The organism is Pseudomonas sp. P1_F7 (assembly GCF_056405655.1).
Window position 1 is genome coordinate 266,263 of the sequence record NZ_JBFUBR010000002.1, and the last position, 18,108, is coordinate 284,370.

Genomic DNA, 18,108 nt, shown 5'->3' on the forward strand with positions numbered 1-18,108 from the left:
AAACTCCTGGTGAATTCGACTTGGCCACAGGCTGAGAATCCCCTGTGGTGAGGAGGCTTGCCCCAGAGGTTGTGGTGTTCTCAAGAGGCGGTAATTCTCCAAATCCCGAACGGCTGATACGCCGGATCGATCCGCATGAATTGCTGCTTGCCGTGCCAGGTCCAGCGATGGCCATTCATCAAGTCTTCACCGTGAGTGCTGGCGTCGTCGGGCAAGCCCATTTCCCACAACGGCAACTCGAAGTTCGCTTCCTGTACGTTGTGCGGATCGAGGCTGACCGCCACCAGAATAAAGTTGCTGCCGTCAAAGCTGCGTTTGCCGAAGTACAGGATGTTGTCGTTCCACGCGTTGTAGACCTTCAGCCCCAGATGCGTATGCAGCGCCGGATTCTGCCGGCGAATGCGGTTGAGCTGGGCAATCTCGGCAATGATGTTGCCCGGCGCATTGAAGTCCCTGGGGCGGATCTCGTACTTCTCGGAGTCGAGGTACTCCTCCTTGCCCGGCACCGGCGCCGACTCGCACAGTTCGAACCCCGAATACATGCCCCACAGGCCCGAGCCCATGGTCGCCAGCACGGCGCGGATGAGAAACCCGGGACGCCCTGAGTCATGCAGGAACGCCGGGTTGATGTCCGGCGTATTGACGAAAAAATTTGGCCGGTAGCATTCGCGCCAGGGCGATTCGTTGAGTTCGCTGAAGTAGGTCGCCAGTTCGGCCTTGGTGTTGCGCCAGGTGAAATAGGTGTAGCTCTGGGAATAACCGACCTTGCCCAGGCGCGCCATCATGGCCGGGGTGGTAAAGGCTTCGGCGAGGAAGATCACCTCGGGGTACAACGCCCGTACATCGGCGATCAGCCATTGCCAGAACGGTAACGGTTTGGTGTGCGGGTTATCGACGCGAAAGATCTTCACGCCCTCCTCGACCCAGCCCACCACGATGTCGCGCAGTTCCACCCACAGGCTCGGAATCGCCTCGGGGGCATAGAAGTCGACGTTGACGATGTCCTGGTATTTCTTCGGCGGGTTCTCGGCGTACTTGATCGTGCCGTCCGGCCGCCAGTTGAACCAGCCGGGGTGTTGCTTGAGCCAAGGGTGGTCCTGGGAACACTGGATGGCGAAGTCGAGGGCGATTTCCAGTCCATGGGCCGAAGCGGCCGCCACCAGTCGCCGGAAGTCATCGCGGGTACCCAACTGCGCGTGAATCGCCCCGTGCCCACCCTCTTCGCTGCCGATCGCATAGGGGCTGCCCGGGTCATCGGGACCCGCCGTCAGCGAGTTGTTTGGGCCTTTTCGGTAGCTGCGCCCGATCGGGTGGATCGGCGGGAAATACAGCACGTCGAAACCCATGTCCTGGATCATCGCCAACCGTGAATGCACGTCATTGAAGGTGCCGTGGCGCGCCGGACTGTCGGTGATCGAACGCGGGAACAATTCATACCAACTGGCGAACTGCGCCAGTTCGCGTTCCACATCCACCGGGTACTCCGGGCTCAGACTCAGATAAGCACGATGATCGACAAGGGCCATGAGGTCGGCACTACGCTGGTGCAAAAACAGCGCGACCTGCTCGGCTTCGAGCAGTCCTGACAGTTCATGGTGCAAGGCCGCCAGTTGCTCGCTAAGTGGCCCTTCGCTACGTTCGGCGGCTTGTTGTACATGCATCCGCCCTTCCTGCAATTCGAGGCTGACCGGTACCGCCGCCGCATGTTTCTTTTCCAGTTCGTAGCAAAAACTGGCGAACTGATCGATCCAGGCTTCGATACAGAACAGATAACGGCCCTGGTTGTCGACACGGAACTGCCCTTGCCAACCGTTGTTGCCCAGATCGTTCATGAAAGCGCTTTGCCAGACCTCCTCGTCCTCAGCCCGCCAACGCACGCGAACTGCCAGCTTGTCATGCCCGTCGGCGAAGACCTTGGCTGTCACCACCACATCCTGTCCCACCACGGTCTTGACCGCGAACTGCCCGCCTTCAAGGGTCGGCATGATGTTTTCTATGACGATACGCGGCAGCAACAACGCCTGCGACAGCGGCATGTGCGGGTTGTAGCTCAACTCAGTCGGTTTTTCAGCCGTCATCGAGCCTCTCTCCTTACGCCCCATGGACGCGCTTGTGTCTGGTCGCCATCCCGCTGGACTGTCCGCCCCGGAATGCACTCACTTAGGTTCCGAGCGACAGCCGCCGGGAAAGTTTCATCTGCAACTTGCGCAATCAAGTCCTAAGCGCAGCGGTCAACCAACTGGTCCACCTACTTAAGCACGACTCACGCCATGTGCCACTGGAGGCTTGAACAAACCATACCCGGCTGCCCCAACGCCAACAACGAACTGAACACCGCCGTCGCCTCCCTGCCCAGCCCGGCCGCGACGCCGGCACTTGAAAGCCACCGACAGTGATTCGGTGATTTGACTGACATTGATCAACTACCTCCGTCGCTGTTTTGGCAAGGCGTTTACGCCTTTGTCTAGCGGGTGCTTCAAGTTGTCGCAGGCCACGCGCTCACCACCATCTGATCCGCTTTTTAATGCAATACCTGAGTCTGTTATGCAAACAGATCGCCGCTCATAGTGCTCATGCCTGATGGAGGCTGATGAGCGAAAGACCATGAGCGAGAGAATCCCCGTCCGAACCGTAGAAACATTCGAGCCTTCGCGTCCAAAGATGAAGGCCAAATCCAGCGACAACCACATCCACACCCGCAGCTTCACCGGGCTGTTCCGCAACCTGCGCATCAGCGGCGCGGGTTTTCTGTTTCTGCTGTTTTTCGGCACTGCGTGGTTGAACTGGGGCGGCCGCCAGGCGGTGCTCTGGGATCTTTCCGAAAGCAAATTCCATATCTTCGGCGCCACTTTCTGGCCGCAGGATTTCATCCTGCTGTCGGCGCTGTTGATCATTGCCGCGTTCGGCCTGTTTGCGATAACCGTGTTCGCGGGACGGGTCTGGTGCGGCTACACCTGCCCGCAAAGTTCGTGGACCTGGATCTTCATGTGGTGCGAGAAGATCACCGAAGGCGAACGCAACCAGCGGATCAAGTTGCAAGCCGCGCCGTGGGGCCTGAACAAGCTGATGCGTCGCTCGGCCAAGCACACCTTGTGGCTGGTCATCAGCCTGCTGACCGGCCTGACCTTCGTTGGCTACTTCACACCGATCCGGCCATTGGCCGAAGAGCTGCTGACCTTGCAAATGAGCGGCGTCAGCCTGTTCTGGGTGCTGTTTTTTACCGGCGCCACCTACATCAATGCCGGCTGGCTGCGTGAAGCGGTGTGCATGCACATGTGCCCCTACGCGCGGTTCCAGAGCGTGATGTTCGATAAAGACACCCTGACCATTTCCTACGACGTGGCCCGAGGCGAAAACCGTGGCCCGCGCAAACGCGAGGTCAAACCCGCCGAAGTCGGCCTGGGCGATTGCATCGATTGCCAGCTCTGCGTGCAGGTCTGCCCGACCGGCATCGACATCCGCGATGGCTTGCAGATGGAATGCATCGGTTGCGCCGCATGCATCGACGCCTGCGACTCGATCATGGACAAAATGGGCTACGCCCCAGGATTAATCAGCTATACCTCCGAGCATCAGTTGCAGGGTGGCAAGACACACCTGTTGCGTCCGCGCCTGATCGGCTACACCGCCGTGCTACTGGTGATGATCGCAGCCCTGGTGATGGCGCTGGTGGAACGGCCGATGGTGTCCCTCGACGTCAGCAAGGACCGCGGCCTGTTCCGCGAGAACAGCCAGGGGCAAATCGAAAACATCTACAGTCTGAAGGTGATCAACAAAACCCAGCAGCGTCAGGACTATCAATTGCGCCTGGTCGATGCCGATGGTTTCGAGTTGCGGGGCAAGACCGGGTTGAGCCTGGCGCCGGGCGAGATTGTCGATGTGCCGGTGTCGGTGGTGATGCTCACGGAGCGTCCGGCCAGCAGTTCGCAGAGCCTTGGCTTCAAGGTGGTCGACAGCGACGAGCCTGGCGTCTACAGCGTGGCGAAGAGCCGGTTTGTGGCGCCGATGAATCGCTGAGCCTTTAAGATGCAGAGCTTTAAAGATCGCAGCCTTCGGCAGCTCCTACGCACGCAAGCCGATCCATTGTAGGAGCTGCTGAAGGCTGCGATCTTGGCGGTACGACCGTCCCCTTTCTCCAAATGACACCCAACCGGGCTTTTGATGAAACGCTACGAAAAATTCGCCGATGACATCGCAGAACTGATCCGCTCCGGCGTTCTCGGCCCCGGCCAGCGTGTACCGTCGGTGCGCTACGCCAGCCAGACCTACGGCGTCAGTCCGTCGACGGTGTTCCAGGCCTACTACCTGCTGGAACGTCGCGGGCTGATCCGCGCCCGTCCGCGCTCCGGCTACTTCGTCAACGCCCATGCACCAAGGCCGTTTTCAGAACCTGTGATCAGCAGCCAGGTCAACGAGTCCACCGAGGTCGATGTCAGCGAACTGGTGTTTTCGGTGCTCGACTCGATCAAGGACCCGAATACCGTGCCCTTCGGCTCGGCGTTCCCCAGCCCGGCGCTGTTCCCGCTGCAACGCTTGTCCCGTTCCCTGGCCAGCGCCAGCCGCGAGATGGACCCGCGCATGGTGGTCACCGACATGTCGCCGGGCAACCCGCAACTGCGCCGGCAAATCGCTCTGCGCTACATGGTCGGCGGGCTGATGCTGCCCATGGAAGAACTGCTGATCACCAACGGCGCGCTGGAAGCCCTCAACCTGTGCCTGCAAGCGGTGACGGAGCCTGGCGACCTGGTGGCCATCGAAGCCCCGGCGTTCTACGCCTGCCTGCAAGTGCTCGAACGCCTGAAGCTCAAAGCCGTGGAAATCCCCGTGCACCCGCGCGACGGCATCGACCTCGGCGTGCTCGAGCAAACCCTGGAGCGCCATCCAATCAAGGCCTGCTGGTGCATGACCAGCTTCCAGAACCCCATGGGCGCGACCCTGCCCGAGGCCAAGAAACAGCAGCTTGTGGAATTGTTGCGCCGCCACCAGGTGCCGCTGATCGAAGACGATGTCTACGCCGAACTGTATTACGGCCAGCAAGCACCGAAACCGGCCAAGGCCTTTGATACCGAAGGCCTGGTGATGCATTGCGGCTCATTCGCCAAGAGCCTGGCCCCCGGCTATCGCATCGGCTGGGTCGCCGCCGGGCGTTTTGCGCAGAAAATCGAACGGCTGAAACTCATGACCTCGCTGTGTGCCTCAATGCCGGCCCAGGCGGCTATCGCCGATTATCTGCAACACGGGGGCTACGACCGGCATCTGCGTAAATTGCGTCACGCGCTGGAAGATCAGCAAAGCGCCATGCTCGCCGCCATCGCCCGCTATTTCCCGGCACAGACGCGGGTCAGCCAACCGGCGGGCGGGTACTTCTTGTGGCTGGAATTGCCGGAGCAGATGGATTCGTTGAAGTTGTTTCAGATGGCATTGGCCCAAGGCATCAGCATTGCACCGGGGCCGATCTTTTCGCCGGCGCAGCGGTTCAGGAACTGTATTCGGTTGAATTACGGGAGCCCGTGGGACGAGGCTGCGGAGAAGGCGATGGAGACGTTGGGGCGGATTGTGCGGTCGTTCTGACAGCGCCATGTCGTTTTATAAATTGCTATCGCGAGCAAGCTCGCTCCCACAGGTTCCTCAGTACACACAAGATTTGTGAGCAATGGAGATCTATACTGTGGGAGCGAGCTTGCTCGCGATGAGGCCAGCGCAGACAACGCCTGTCTCAGCAATTAACGCCCACCACCCAGATCAACAAACGTCCCCGTCGCATACGAAGCCTTGTCCGACAGCAACCAGACAATCGCCTCCGCCACTTCGTCCGGGCGCCCGCCCCGTGCCATCGGGATTGCCGATTCCAGTTTACTGACCCGGTCCGGGTCACCGCTCAAGGCATGGAAATCGGTATAGATGAAGCCGGGGCGCACCGCATTGACCCGAATCCCCTCACCCGCCACTTCCTTGGACAGGCCGATGGTGAAGGTGTCGAGCGCGCCTTTGGAGGCGGCGTAGTCGACGTACTCGTTGGGCGAGCCCAAACGCGAGGCCACCGACGATACGTTAACGATGCTGCCGCCCTGCCCGCCGTGTTTGGGCGACATGCGCAGGATCGCGTGCTTGGCACAGAGGATCGGCGCCAGGACGTTGGTTTTCATGATTTTTAGAATGCGGAACTCGGACATTTCGTCGACCCGGGACTTTTGCCCGACGGTGCCGGCGTTGTTTACAAGCGCGGTGACCCGGCCCAGTTCACTGTCTACCCGGTGGAACAGTGCGATGACTTCGTCTTCGATGCTGACGTCGGCCCGTACTGCAATGGCTTGCGCACCGAGGGCGCGGACTTGCTCCAGCACGCCCAGTGCAGCCTTTTCGTCAGCCTGGTAGTTGATGCAGATCCGATAGCCCTGCGCGGCGGCCAACAGAGCGGTGGCGGCACCAATGCCGCGGCTACCGCCGGTGATGACGATGACTTTGTCCATGCGAGCTTTCCCCCAATCAAAGCTTAAGCGGTCGGGGGCAAGAATAACCGCCATTGACGTTTTTTGCATGGCTTCATGTCAGCTGTCATGTCATCGACATTTCGCGCTCGGCACTGGCTTTCAACTGCTCGACCAATTGCTCCCCGCGATGGATTTCCACCATGAAACCTGCGGCCGGCAGCGGATGCCCCAGCAGGTAACCCTGCAACGAATCGCAGCCGAGTCGAGTCAGGAAGTCCTGCTGCACACCCGTCTCCACCCCTTCGGCAACGATGCGCAGCCCCAGCGCCTGGCCGAGGGCGACGATGGCCGAAACGATGGCGGCGTCATCGCTGTCGTGCTCCAGGTCGCGGACAAAACCGCGGTCGATCTTCAGTTCGTTGGCCGGCAGGCGCTTGAGGTACATCAAGCTCGAATAGCCAGTACCAAAATCGTCGATGGACAGGTCGACGCCCATTTCCGAGAGTTCCTGAAGCACCGTCATGCTCGCATCGGCATCGCTCATCGCAGTGGTTTCAGTGATCTCCAGGGTCAGGCTGTTGGCCGGCAGATGGTGCGTCGCCAGCGCCTTGGCGACGCTCTGGACCAGCCCGGCATGGCAAAACTGAATGGCCGACAGGTTCACCGCAATGCGCCAATCGGTGTAGCCCGACACGTACCATTCGCGCATCTGCCGGCAGGCTTCGTTGAGCACCCATTCGCCGATCGGAATGATCAACCCGGTTTTTTCCGCCAGTTCGATGAATTTATCCGGCAACAGCATCCCTTGCGTCGGATGCTCCCAGCGCAACAAGGCCTCGGCGCCCACCGGGCGACCATTGGCGGCATCGAACTTGGGCTGGTAATACAGGCTGAATTCCTGCTGTTCCACGGCATTGCGCAGGTCCTGCAGCAATTGCAGCTGTTTGCGCGCGTTGCTGTTCATCGAGGCATCGAAAAAGCTGTAGCCGTTTTTACCCGCGCCCTTGGCGTGATACATCGCCGCGTCGGCGTTCATCAGCAATTCGTGGGCGGACTGCCCATTACCCGGGTAGAGCGCGATGCCGACGCTGGCGGAAATGTGCAAATCATGTTCGGCAACCCGGAACGCACGTGCGATCAACCCGACCTGGCGGGCCGCGAGGTTCAAGGCGTCGATCTGCTCGCTCAATTGCACCAGCAACACAAACTCATCACCGCCGATCCGCGCCAGGGTGTCGTGGCTACGCAAGTCTTCGCGCAGGCGCACGGCCACTTCGCGCAACAGCAGATCACCCATGTGGTGGCCGAAGGCATCGTTGACCGGTTTGAAGCCGTCCAGATCGATGAACATCAGGGCAAAGCAACCGCCCTCTTCCCGGACCCGCGACATGGCCTGATCGATACGATCGGCGAGCAACATGCGGTTCGGCAACCCGGTGAGGGTGTCGTGCAGGGCCAGTTGGGTCAGTTCACGGTTGGCCTCGGTCAGCGACTCGGCCAGGCTCGCGGTGCGCGCCTCCAGGCGTGCATCGAGGATCGAGGTCAGCAAGGCGATGCTCAGCACCGCCAGCGTGGTGACCAGCACCAGGTTGTCCAGGCCCTTGCCGCTCAGGCCATTGACCGCGGCTCCGCAAAAACTGCCGTCGGCAAAGCGTGCGGCGGCCATCCCGGTGTAGTGCATGCCGACGATGGCGATGCCCATGATCACCGCGGCACCACCACGGATCAGACGGACATAAGGCGTGTGCTGGCGCAGGCGGAATGCGATCCACAAAGCTGCGCCCGAAGCACCGACAGCGATCATCAGCGAAGCGCCGAACAGCGTCGGGTCGTAGTCGATGCCTGGTTGCATGCGCATGGCGGCCATGCCGGTGTAGTGCATCGCGCTGATGCCGGCGCCCATGACCAACGCGCCAAAGGCCAGTTGCCAGGCCGGCAATTGCGGTTGGCTGACCAGCCACAGCGCAAAACCGCTGGAGAGCACGCCAATCAACAGCGACAACAGGGTGATCGTGCCGTCGTAGCCCAGATCGATCGGCAACTTGAACGCGAGCATGCCGATAAAGTGCATCGACCAGATGCCGACGCCCATGGCAATGGCCCCGCCCGCGGTCCACAAATGCACGGCACGGCCTTTGGCGGTGGCAATGCGTCCGGTCAGGTCGAGTGCGGTATATGAGGCGAGAATCGCTACGCAGAGGGAAATGATAACCAGGGTGGGGGAATAGCTACCGATGAGCATGGGGACTTCTCGCGCATGCCCCCGTTAATGGTATTGACTCTCGCTGGGGGGGGGCAAATGCGGCGATTGTACTGATTCCAAATGAGAACGCACCCACAAAATGAGCAAAGGGCCATCAGTCCGATGAAACGCTTGTTTTAAGGTTTTACATTAACTCGCTTCAAGCTGCTGGCGCCACAATCCCTGTGGGAGCGAGCTTGCTCGCGATAGCGGTGGGTCAGGCAACATCCATGCTGAATGTGACGCAGCCATCGCGAGCAAGCTCGCTCCCACAGGTTTTTTTGCGTGCGTTAGATTGCGCTATCGGTTTTCGCTCACCTCAAGCTGCCCATCCCAGCCACCCCCCAACGCAGCAATCAACTGCACGCTGGCTATCAAGCGGCTTTGCAACAGGTCCAGGTTACTGCGCTCATTGCTCAGCGCCGCCGCCTGGGTCACTACCACATCGATGTACGCAATCAAACCGGCCTTGTACTGGTTCTGGGTCAGGCGCAACGATTCACGGGCGGCGTCCAGTGCCTGTTGGCGCACGACGGCTTCGTCTTCAAGCACCTTGAGCTGCACCAGGAAGTTTTCCACCTCGCGGAAACCGTCCAGCACGGTCTGGCGATACTTGGCCACCGTTTCGTCATAGGCCGCTTCACTGCGGTCGACTTCTGCCGAGCGCTGGCCGCCGTCGAACAGGGTCATGGCCAATTGCGGTCCGACCGACCAGAAGCGGTTCGGCAGGCTGATCCAGTTGGAATAGGTGCTGCTGCTGTAACCGCCGTTCATGTTCAATGTCAGGTCGGGGTAATAGGCGGCCTTGGCCACGCCGATGTTGGCGTTGGCAGCCATCACCGAGCGCTCGGCGGAAGCGATGTCCGGGCGTCGCTCCAGCAACTGCGAAGGCAGGGCCGGCGGTACCTGCGGCAACTGCGGAATATCCTGGCTTTCCGCCAGGCTGAATTCCGACGGTGGCAGGCCGATCAGTACGGCAATGGCGTTTTCGAACTGGGCGCGTTGCCAGATCAGGTCAACCATATCGGCTTCGGTGCCTTTGAGCTGTGTCTGGGCCTGGGCCACGGCGTCCTTGCCCGATACGCCTGCGCGGTACTGGTTCTCGGTCATCTTCAGCGAGCGCTGATAAGCCTCGACCGTGTCCTGGAGCAAGCGTTTCTGGCCATCGATCACGCGCAATTGCAGGTAATTCTGCACCAGCTCCGACTGTTGACTCAGGCGCATGGCCGCCAGATCGGCAAAGCTGGCCTGGGCATTCGCGGTGTCGGCTTCGAGGCCCCGGCGCAGCTTGCCCCACACATCTGCTTCCCAACTGACGCCCGCCTGGGCCGAGTATGTGTCGCGAATACCGCTGGAAGAACTGCTCAGGCTGGAGTTGCTGCTGCCGGTGCCCTGGCTTGAACGGTTCTTGCTGACGTTCAGGTCGACCGTCGGGAAAAACGCCCCGCGTGCGCTGCGCACCAAGGCCTGGGCCTGGCGGTACTGCGCTTCGGACTGGGCGACGGTCTGGTTGGCGCTGTTGAGTTTTTCGATCAGGTCGTTGAGCTGCCGATCGCCATACAACTCCCACCACGCACCACGCGCCAGGGCATCGCTGGGATTGGCCTGACGCCAGCCCTCTGCTGCCTTGTATTGCGCCGGCTCGGCGGTTTGCGGGCGCTGGTAATCCGGGCCGACGGCGCAGGCACTGAGCATCGCCACACACAGTGACAGGCTCAACAGACGCGAGCCTCGAGCCGTGATCAGCGGTGCAGCCAGGTTGAAAAGCGAACGTTCAGTCATAGCGGAGTTTCCAGAGCAGCATCGGTACGCACCCCACGCCATTTATTGAAGCGATGGCGCAGTTGGTCGAGATAGAGGTAAACCACCGGGGTGGTGTAAAGCGTCAGCACCTGACTGAAGATCAGCCCGCCGATGATGGTCAGGCCCAGCGGCTGACGCATTTCCGCCCCTTCGGCGCGGCTCAGCAGCAACGGCAAGGCACCGAGGATCGCCGCCAGGGTGGTCATCAGGATAGGTCGCAGACGTTGCAGGCAGGCGCTGCGAATCGATTCCAGCGGTGCCATGCCCTGGTTTCGCTCCAGCTGCAACGCCAGGTCGATCATCAGAATCGCGTTTTTCTTCACCACGCCGATCAGCAAAAACAGCCCCAGCAACGAAATCAGGCTGAACTCGCCGCCCAGCGCATAGATCGACAGCAACGCGCCGACCCCGGCCGACGGCAGGGTCGAGAGAATCGTCAACGGGTGTATGTAGCTTTCATACAACACACCCAAGACCAGATACACTGCCACCAGCGCCCCCAGAATCATCCACGGCTGACTTTTTTGAGTCGCCGCGAAAGCGTCGGCTGTGCCGGCCATTTTTGCGATCACGTCTTCCGGCAGGCCGACCTTGGCAATCGCCCGCTCGATGGCGGCACCGCCCTGCTCCACGGTCACGCCTTCGGCCATGTCGAAGGCAATACTCTCCGAAGCAAACTGACCTTCGTGGCTGACCCGGTCGTTTTCCAGGCTGTTTTCGTAATGGGCGATGGTCGACAGCGGGATCCGCGCGCCGTCAGCGGTGATCACCTGGACCTGCTTGAGGGTGATCGGGTCCTGGGCATACTTCGGATTGACCTCCATCACCACCTGATACTGGTTGAGGCTGTCGTAGATGGTCGAAATCTGCCGCTGGCTGTAGGCGTTGTTCAGCACCGCCGTGACCATGTCCATGTCGACACCCAGGCGCTTGGCCTGGTCGCGGTCGACGATCAGGGTCACTTGTCGGGCGCCCCGGCCTTCCCGCGCGTCTATCGCCGTCAGCTCCGGCAAGGCCCTGAGTGCGGTGACGACTTTCGGATACCACTCGCGCAATGCCCCCAGATCCCCGCTTTGCAGGATGTAGGAATACTGCGACGAGGTCTGCTCGCGTCCGCCACCGAATTGCAGGTCCTGGTCCGCCATGAGCATCAGTTGCGCACCGGGAACCTTGGGCATCTCCTTGCGCAGGCGTTCGATGACTTTCTGCGCGGAAATGTTGCGTTCCTTGATCGGCTTCAGGCGCACCAGCATGAAGGCGTTGTTGGTGCCATTGTTACCGCCAATGAACCCTGCGACGCTTTCTACCGCCTCGTCCTTCAACACCGCCCGGCGGAAAATCTCCATCTTCGGCTGCATCACACTGAACGACAGGCCGTCGTCGCCACGCACGAAACCGATCAGCTGGCCGGTATCCTGTTGCGGCAAAAACGTTTTAGGAACAACTACATACAACGCAATGTTCACACCAATCGTCACGAACAGACTGAGCAAGGTCAGACGCTTGTGGCGCAGCACCCAGTCGAGGCTGGTGGCGTATTTGCCGACCATCCAGTCGTTGGTCCGCCGGCTCCAGCGTTGCAGACGGTTCTCCTGCCCCGGCGTGTGTGGTTTGAGCCAGCGGGCGCAGAGCATCGGCGTCAGGGTCAGCGATACCAGCAACGAGACCACGATGGCCGCCGCCAGGGTGATGGAAAATTCGCGGAACAGGCTTTCAATGATCCCGCCCATGAACAGGATCGACAGGAACACCGCCACCAGCGAAACGTTCATCGACAGCAAGGTAAAACCGACTTCCTGGGCGCCGAGGTACGCGGCCTTCATCGGCCGCACGCCTTCGTCGATGTGCCGGGAAATGTTCTCCAGCACCACGATGGCATCGTCCACCACCAGCCCGGTGGCCAGGATCAGCGCCATCAGCGACAGGTTGTTCAGCGAAAAGCCGTAGAGGTACATCACGGCAAAGGTGCCGACCAGCGACACCGGCACCGCCAGGGTCGGAATCAGCGAGGCGCGGAAGTTACCGAGGAACAGGAACACCACCAGAATCACCAGCGCCACAGCGATCAGCAGGGTCATTTCCGCTTCGTGCAGCGTCGCCTTGATCACCGGCGAGCGGTCCATGGCCAGGTTCAGCTTGACGCTGGCCGGCAGCACCGCCTGCAATGCCGGCAACTGGGCCTTGATCTCGTTGACCGTCTCGATGATGTTGGCGCCGGCCTGGCGGTTGATCACCAGCAGCACCGCCGCGTCATCGTTGAAGAAACCGCTGTTGTAGCGGTCCTCGACGCCATCGCTGACCTTCGCCACATCCTTCAGGCGCAGGGCCGCGCCGCCGTTGTAGTGGATGATCAGCGACTCGTAGTCCTTGGCTTTTTCCAGCTGGTCGTTGGCCTGGACCTGCCACAGCCGTTGATCGTCTTCCACCGAGCCCTTGGGCCGGCGCACGTTGGCATTGGCGATGGTGTTACGCACATCGTCCAGGGCCACGCCGTACTGGTTCAGCGACTGCGGTTCGAGCTCTATACGCACCGCCGGCAGCGAACTGCCGCCAATCTGCACCTCGCCGACGCCCTGCACCTGGGACAGGCTTTGGGACAGAATCGTCGAGGCCAGGTCATAGAGCTGGCCTTTTTCCAGCACATCGGACGTCAGCGACAGCACCATGATCGGCGCCTGGGACGGGTTGACCTTCTTGTAGGTCGGCATGCTGCGCATCCCGCTGGGCAGCAGGTTGCGCGAGGCATTGATGGCCGCCTGCACTTCCCGCGCCGCGCCATTGATGTCGCGGTCGAGGTCGAATTGCAGGATCACCCGGGTCGATCCCTGGCTGGACCGGCTGCTCATGGTGTTGACCCCGGCAATGGTGCCGAAGGAGCGTTCCAGCGGCGTGGCCACCGTCGACGCCATCACCTCGGGGCTGGCCCCGGGCAGGCTGGCCTGGACCACGATCACCGGAAAGTCCATTTGCGGCAGCGGCGACACGGGCAGTAAACCGAAGCTCACCCCACCCAGCAGCATAATCGCCAGGCTCAGCAACATGGTCGCGACCGGGCGCTTGATGAAAGGTCCGGAAAGGTTCATGGCAGCTCTACCGCATCCACGGACTCAGGCTTGCGGCCCCAGCGCCGACCGAGACGGTCGAAGTACAGGTAAATCACCGGTGTGGTGAACAGGGTCAGAATCTGGCTCAGCAACAGGCCGCCGACCATCACCAGACCCAGCGGCTGGCGCAGTTCCGCGCCGGAACCGGTGGCCAGCATCAACGGCACGGCACCGAACAAAGCCGCCAGGGTAGTCATCAGGATCGGCCGGAAACGCAGCAAAGCCGCCTGATAGATCGCCGTCTGCGGATCCATGCCCTGATTGCGCTCGGCGTCGAGGGCGAAGTCGATCATCATGATCGCGTTCTTCTTCACGATGCCGATCAGCAGAATGATGCCGATGATCGCGATCATGCCCAGGTCATTGCCGCTCAGGATCAACGCCAGCAAGGCGCCCACCGCCGCCGAAGGCAAGGTCGAGAGGATGGTGATCGGGTGGATGTAGCTCTCGTAGAGCACGCCCAGCACGATGTACATGGTCACCACCGCCGCCAGAATCAGCAGCAAGGTGCTCGACAACGACGCCTGAAAAGCCTCCGCCGCGCCCTGGAACTGGGTCTGCACGCCAATCGGCATGCCGATGTCCTTCTGCACCTGCTCGATGATCTCTACCGCATGCCCCAGCGCCACGCCAGGCGCCAGGTTGAAGGACATCATCACCGCCGGGAACTGGCCGATGTGGGTGATCGCCAGTTGCGCCTGACGCTCCTCGATATGCGCCAGGCTCGACAGGCGCACCTGACCGCCATCGGTAGTCTTGACGTGAATCTGGTTCAACGCATCTGGGCCGATCTTCTCGCCGGACTGCGATTGCAGCACCACGCGGTACTGACTGGCCTGGGTGTAGATGGTGGAAATCTGCCGCTGACCAAAGGCGTCATACAGCGCATCGGTGATGTTCGACACCGACACCCCGACCCGCGACGCCGCATCGCGGTCGATCACCAGGTAGACCTGCAAACCCTTGTCCTGCAAATCACTGGCAACGTCGGTCAATTCCGGCCGGTCGGCCAAGGCCTCCACCAGGCGCCCGCTCCACAGGCTCAGCAACTCCGAGTCGGGCGACGACATGCTGAACTGATACTGCGTGCGGCTGACCCGGTCTTCGATGGTCAGGTCCTGCACCGGCTGCATGAACAGGCGAATGCCGACCAGTTTGTCGAGTTCCGGTTGCAGGCGGGCAATCACTTGCGTGGCGCTCAGGTCGCGGTCGTGGTGCGACTTGAGGTTGATCAGCAAGCGACCGCTATTGAGGGTCGAGTTGTCGCCATCCACGCCAATGTAGGAGGACAGGCTCTCGACGGCCGGGTCGGCCAGAATCACCTTGGCCAGTTCCTGCTGGCGCTCGCTCATGGCCGCAAAGGAAATCGATTGCGGTGCTTCGGAAATACCCTGAATGACGCCGGTGTCCTGCACCGGGAAGAAGCCCTTGGGCACCACCATGTACAGGAATACCGTCAGCGCCAAAGTGCCAATGGCCACCATCAGGGTCAGTGGCTGATGCTTGAGCACCCACTGCAACTTGCGTCCGTAGGCGGCGATCATCCAATCGATGAACGCACCGCTGGCACGGTAGAAACGGCCCTGCTCTGCTTCCTTGGGTTCACGCTTGAGCAACCGCGCGCACATCATCGGCGTCAGGGTCAGGGAAACCACCAGGGAAATCAGGATCGCCACCGCCAGGGTGATGGCGAACTCGCGGAATAGCCGCCCGACCACGTCCGCCATGAACAGCAGCGGGATCAGCACGGCGATCAGCGACAACGTCAGGGAGATCAGGGTGAAACCGATCTGCTTGGCACCTTTGAGCGCCGCGTTCAGCGGGCTGTCGCCCTCCTCGATAAAACGCGCAATGTTCTCCAGCATGACGATCGCATCATCCACCACGAAACCGGTGGCGATGGTCAGGGCCATCAGGGTCAGGTTATTGACCGAGAACCCGGCCAGGTACATCACGCCAAACGTACCGATCAGCGACAGCGGCACGGCCACCGACGGAATGATCGTGGCGCTGGCGCGACGTAGAAACAGGAAAGTGACCATGACCACCAGGGCGATGGCGATCAGCAATTCGTGCTGCACGTCCTTGACCGAGGCGCGGATGGTCTGGGTGCGGTCGGTCAGGACCATCACGTCGAGGCCGGCCGGCAGGTTGTCGGTGATGCTCGGCAGCAGGGCCTTGATCCGGTCCACCACCTCGATCACGTTGGCGCCGGGCTGACGCTGGATATTCAGCAGCACGGCCTGGTTTTCGTTGGCCCACGCAGCGAGTCGCTCGTTTTCGGCGCCGTCGACGATTTCCGCCACGTCCTTGAGTCGCAACGGCGCGCCGTTGGCGTAAGCCAGAATCAGGTTGGCGTAGTCCTTGGGCGACGTCAGTTGATCGTTGGCATCGAGCATCGAGACCCGAGTCGGGCCGTCGAAGTTGCCCTTGGGCTGGTTGACGTTGGACGCGCCGATCAGGGTGCGCACATCCGACAGGTTCAGGCCATTGGCGGCCAGCGCTTCCGGGTTGACCTTGATCCGCACGGCCTGGCGTTGACCGCCGGCAATGCTGACCATGCCGACACCGCTGATCTGGGCGATTTTCTGCGCCATGCGGGTGTCGACCAGATCGTTGAGTTTGGGCAGCAACATGGTCTTGGAAGTGATCGCCAGGGTCAGCACCGGTGTGTCGGCCGGGTTGACCTTGTTGTACACCGGCGGCGCCGGCAAGTCCTTGGGCAGCAAGTTGGTCGCGGCGTTGATCGCTGCCTGCACTTGTTGCTCGGCCACGTCCATATTGATGTCGAGACTGAAACGCAGGGTCAGCACCGACGCGCCACCGGAACTGGTGGAAGCCATTTGCGTCAGGCCGGGCATTTGCCCGAACTGCCGCTCAAGCGGTGCAGTCACCGCGCTGGTCATGACATCCGGGCTGGCGCCGGGGTACAGGGTCATGACGCGAATGGTCGGGTAATCGACCTGGGGCAGCGCCGAAACCGGTAGCAACCGATAGGCGATCACGCCGGCCAGGATAATGGCCAACATGCTCAGCGTGGTGGCTACCGGGCGAAGGATGAACAGCCGCGAGAGATTCATGCGCCGCCCTTTTTCGCCTTGTCAGTGGTCGCGGGCTCAGCCGCGTTGGTCGCCGACTTGCCTTGCAGGTGTTCGGTTGGCGTGGTCGGCACGTCCTGGCTGTCGTTGACCACCTCCACGTCGCTGCCGTCCTTCAGGCGGTCAGTGCCCTCCAACACGACCCGGTCGCCCGCCGACAGGCCTTCGGTGACCACGGTGTTCACGCCGTCACTGGCGCCGACTTTCAACTGACGGATCTTGACCTTCTTGTCACCGTCCAGGGCATAGGCGAACGTGCCGTTAGTGCCGAACTGGATCGCGGCGGAAGGCGCCAGTACTACGTCTTTGAGGGTGTCGGCCAACAGGCGCACATTGACGAACTGGTTGGGGAACAGCGACTGATCAAGGTTCTCGTAACGGGCCTTGAATTTCAGGGTGCCGGTGGTGACGTCGATCTGGTTGTCCAGGCTCTGCAGCACGCCAGTGGCCTGCAATTTGGTATCACCGCGATCCCAGGCTTCAGCCGGCAATTTGGCGCCGCTACGATAACGGGCGAGTACTGTATCGAGGTTGTTTTCCGGCAGGGTGAAAGCCACGCTGATCGGTTGGGTCTGGGTGATGATCGCCAATGCGGTGGTGTCGTTGGCCGCTACCAGGTTGCCGACGTCCAGTTGACGCAGGCCAACGCGACCGGTGATCGGTGCGCGGATCCTGGTGAATTCGAGGTTGAGTTTGGCGTCGTTGACCGCTGCCTGATTGGTCTTGACCGTGCCCTGGAATTGGCCGACCAGCGCTTCGGCGGTGTCCAGGGTCTGTTTGGCGATACTGTCTTCGCGGTACAGGCCGCGATAGCGCTCGACGTCGACCTGGGCGTTTTTCAGCTGCGCCTGATTCTGCAGCAAGGTGCCTTCGGCCTGCAGCAAGGCATTCTGGTACGGGCGCGGGTCGATTTCGGCCAGCAGGTCGCCGGCCTTGACCATCTGCCCTTCTTCGAAATAGATCTTGACCAGCTCACCGCCGACGCGGCTGCGGACATTGATGGTGTTCAGCGCCGTGACCGTGCCCAGCGCCTTGAAATACAGAGGAAAATCCCCCTTGACTGCCGGCGCCACACGCACCGGTACCGGCCCGGACGCGCCACCGAATCCAGGACGCATCCCGCCTGACCTGCCGGTATGCCCAGCGACAGCTTTCTGCCCCGCAGCCTCTTTGGGTGCAGCGCTGCCGGGCCAGAATTTCCAGCACAGGGCGGCGATGACCAACAGGACAAGCAGGCCGAACAGCCAGCGACGAGGACTACGGGAAGCGGAGGATTGCATTGAGTGATCAACCATTGGGCGCGTGGGCTTTTTTTACATGATGCTGAACGATAAGCACTGGCGGGTTTTAAGCAAAGCGCCTTTACCGGCAATTTACCTTTGGCTTACGTAACAGGAGTTTTGTGTAAGACACTGAAGCACAAATGAAAA

At 61.1% G+C, this 18,108-nt stretch carries 9 protein-coding genes; 2 read left to right on the forward strand and 7 right to left on the reverse strand.

From position 1 onward, the window contains the following. Window positions 1–80: 80 nt before the first annotated feature. Complete coding sequence (locus AC1D1M_RS02895) at window positions 81–2,078, reverse strand: alpha-1,4-glucan--maltose-1-phosphate maltosyltransferase (protein WP_477774439.1); 1,998 nt, start codon at window positions 2,076–2,078, stop codon at window positions 81–83. A 526-nt stretch (window positions 2,079–2,604) separates the two neighbouring features. On the opposite strand from AC1D1M_RS02895, the gene ccoG reads away from it, so the two are divergent. After that, window positions 2,605–4,017 carry a cytochrome c oxidase accessory protein CcoG gene (gene ccoG, locus AC1D1M_RS02900; RefSeq protein WP_477774440.1) on the forward strand — a complete coding sequence of 471 codons (1,413 nt, stop codon included), beginning with the start codon at window positions 2,605–2,607 and terminating at the stop codon, window positions 4,015–4,017. Window positions 4,018–4,161: 144 nt separating this feature from the next. Further along, the gene (gene mapR, locus AC1D1M_RS02905) at window positions 4,162–5,571 is read left to right on the forward strand and encodes a GntR family transcriptional regulator MpaR (RefSeq protein ID WP_477774441.1); all 1,410 of its coding nucleotides are present in this window, start codon (window positions 4,162–4,164) and stop codon (window positions 5,569–5,571) included. Between the two features lie 152 nt (window positions 5,572–5,723). On the opposite strand, the gene AC1D1M_RS02910 is transcribed toward mapR, so the two are convergent. The 6 genes from AC1D1M_RS02910 to AC1D1M_RS02935 form a co-directional block, all read right to left on the reverse strand. Continuing rightward, the gene (locus tag AC1D1M_RS02910) at window positions 5,724–6,470 is read right to left on the reverse strand and encodes an SDR family oxidoreductase (RefSeq protein ID WP_477774442.1); all 747 of its coding nucleotides are present in this window, start codon (window positions 6,468–6,470) and stop codon (window positions 5,724–5,726) included. An 85-nt stretch (window positions 6,471–6,555) separates the two neighbouring features. After that, a complete protein-coding gene (locus AC1D1M_RS02915; RefSeq protein WP_477774443.1) occupies window positions 6,556–8,673 on the reverse strand; it encodes a putative bifunctional diguanylate cyclase/phosphodiesterase in 2,118 nt (705 codons plus the stop codon). A 300-nt stretch (window positions 8,674–8,973) separates the two neighbouring features. Beyond that, on the reverse strand, window positions 8,974–10,455 hold the full coding sequence (locus AC1D1M_RS02920) for an efflux transporter outer membrane subunit (RefSeq protein ID WP_477774444.1): 1,482 nt from the start codon (window positions 10,453–10,455) through the stop codon (window positions 8,974–8,976). Next, complete coding sequence (locus tag AC1D1M_RS02925) at window positions 10,452–13,559, reverse strand: efflux RND transporter permease subunit (RefSeq protein WP_477774445.1); 3,108 nt, start codon at window positions 13,557–13,559, stop codon at window positions 10,452–10,454. The genes AC1D1M_RS02920 and AC1D1M_RS02925 overlap by 4 nt, the downstream gene beginning before the upstream one ends. Further along, the gene (locus AC1D1M_RS02930; RefSeq protein WP_477774446.1) at window positions 13,556–16,660 is read right to left on the reverse strand and encodes an MdtB/MuxB family multidrug efflux RND transporter permease subunit; all 3,105 of its coding nucleotides are present in this window, start codon (window positions 16,658–16,660) and stop codon (window positions 13,556–13,558) included. The genes AC1D1M_RS02925 and AC1D1M_RS02930 overlap by 4 nt, the downstream gene beginning before the upstream one ends. Next, window positions 16,657–17,973: an MdtA/MuxA family multidrug efflux RND transporter periplasmic adaptor subunit gene (locus AC1D1M_RS02935; RefSeq protein ID WP_477774447.1), complete on the reverse strand. Its 1,317-nt coding sequence runs from the start codon at window positions 17,971–17,973 to the stop codon at window positions 16,657–16,659. Before AC1D1M_RS02935 ends, AC1D1M_RS02930 begins: the two co-directional genes overlap by 4 nt. Window positions 17,974–18,108 lie beyond the last annotated feature (135 nt).

Bases quoted from the DNA above. Each gene is read 5' to 3' on its own strand.
- AC1D1M_RS02925 (WP_477774445.1), bottom strand. From the start codon at position 13,559: ATGAACCTTTCCGGACCTTTCATCAAGCGCCCGGTCGCGACCATGTTG.
- AC1D1M_RS02895 (WP_477774439.1), bottom strand. From the start codon at position 2,078: ATGACGGCTGAAAAACCGACTGAGTTGAGCTACAACCCGCACATGCCG.
- AC1D1M_RS02910 (WP_477774442.1), bottom strand. From the start codon at position 6,470: ATGGACAAAGTCATCGTCATCACCGGCGGTAGCCGCGGCATTGGTGCC.
- ccoG (WP_477774440.1), top strand. From the start codon at position 2,605: ATGAGCGAGAGAATCCCCGTCCGAACCGTAGAAACATTCGAGCCTTCG.
- mapR (WP_477774441.1), top strand. From the start codon at position 4,162: ATGAAACGCTACGAAAAATTCGCCGATGACATCGCAGAACTGATCCGC.
- AC1D1M_RS02930 (WP_477774446.1), bottom strand. From the start codon at position 16,660: ATGAATCTCTCGCGGCTGTTCATCCTTCGCCCGGTAGCCACCACGCTG.
- AC1D1M_RS02935 (WP_477774447.1), bottom strand. From the start codon at position 17,973: ATGGTTGATCACTCAATGCAATCCTCCGCTTCCCGTAGTCCTCGTCGC.
- AC1D1M_RS02915 (WP_477774443.1), bottom strand. From the start codon at position 8,673: ATGCTCATCGGTAGCTATTCCCCCACCCTGGTTATCATTTCCCTCTGC.
- AC1D1M_RS02920 (WP_477774444.1), bottom strand. From the start codon at position 10,455: ATGACTGAACGTTCGCTTTTCAACCTGGCTGCACCGCTGATCACGGCT.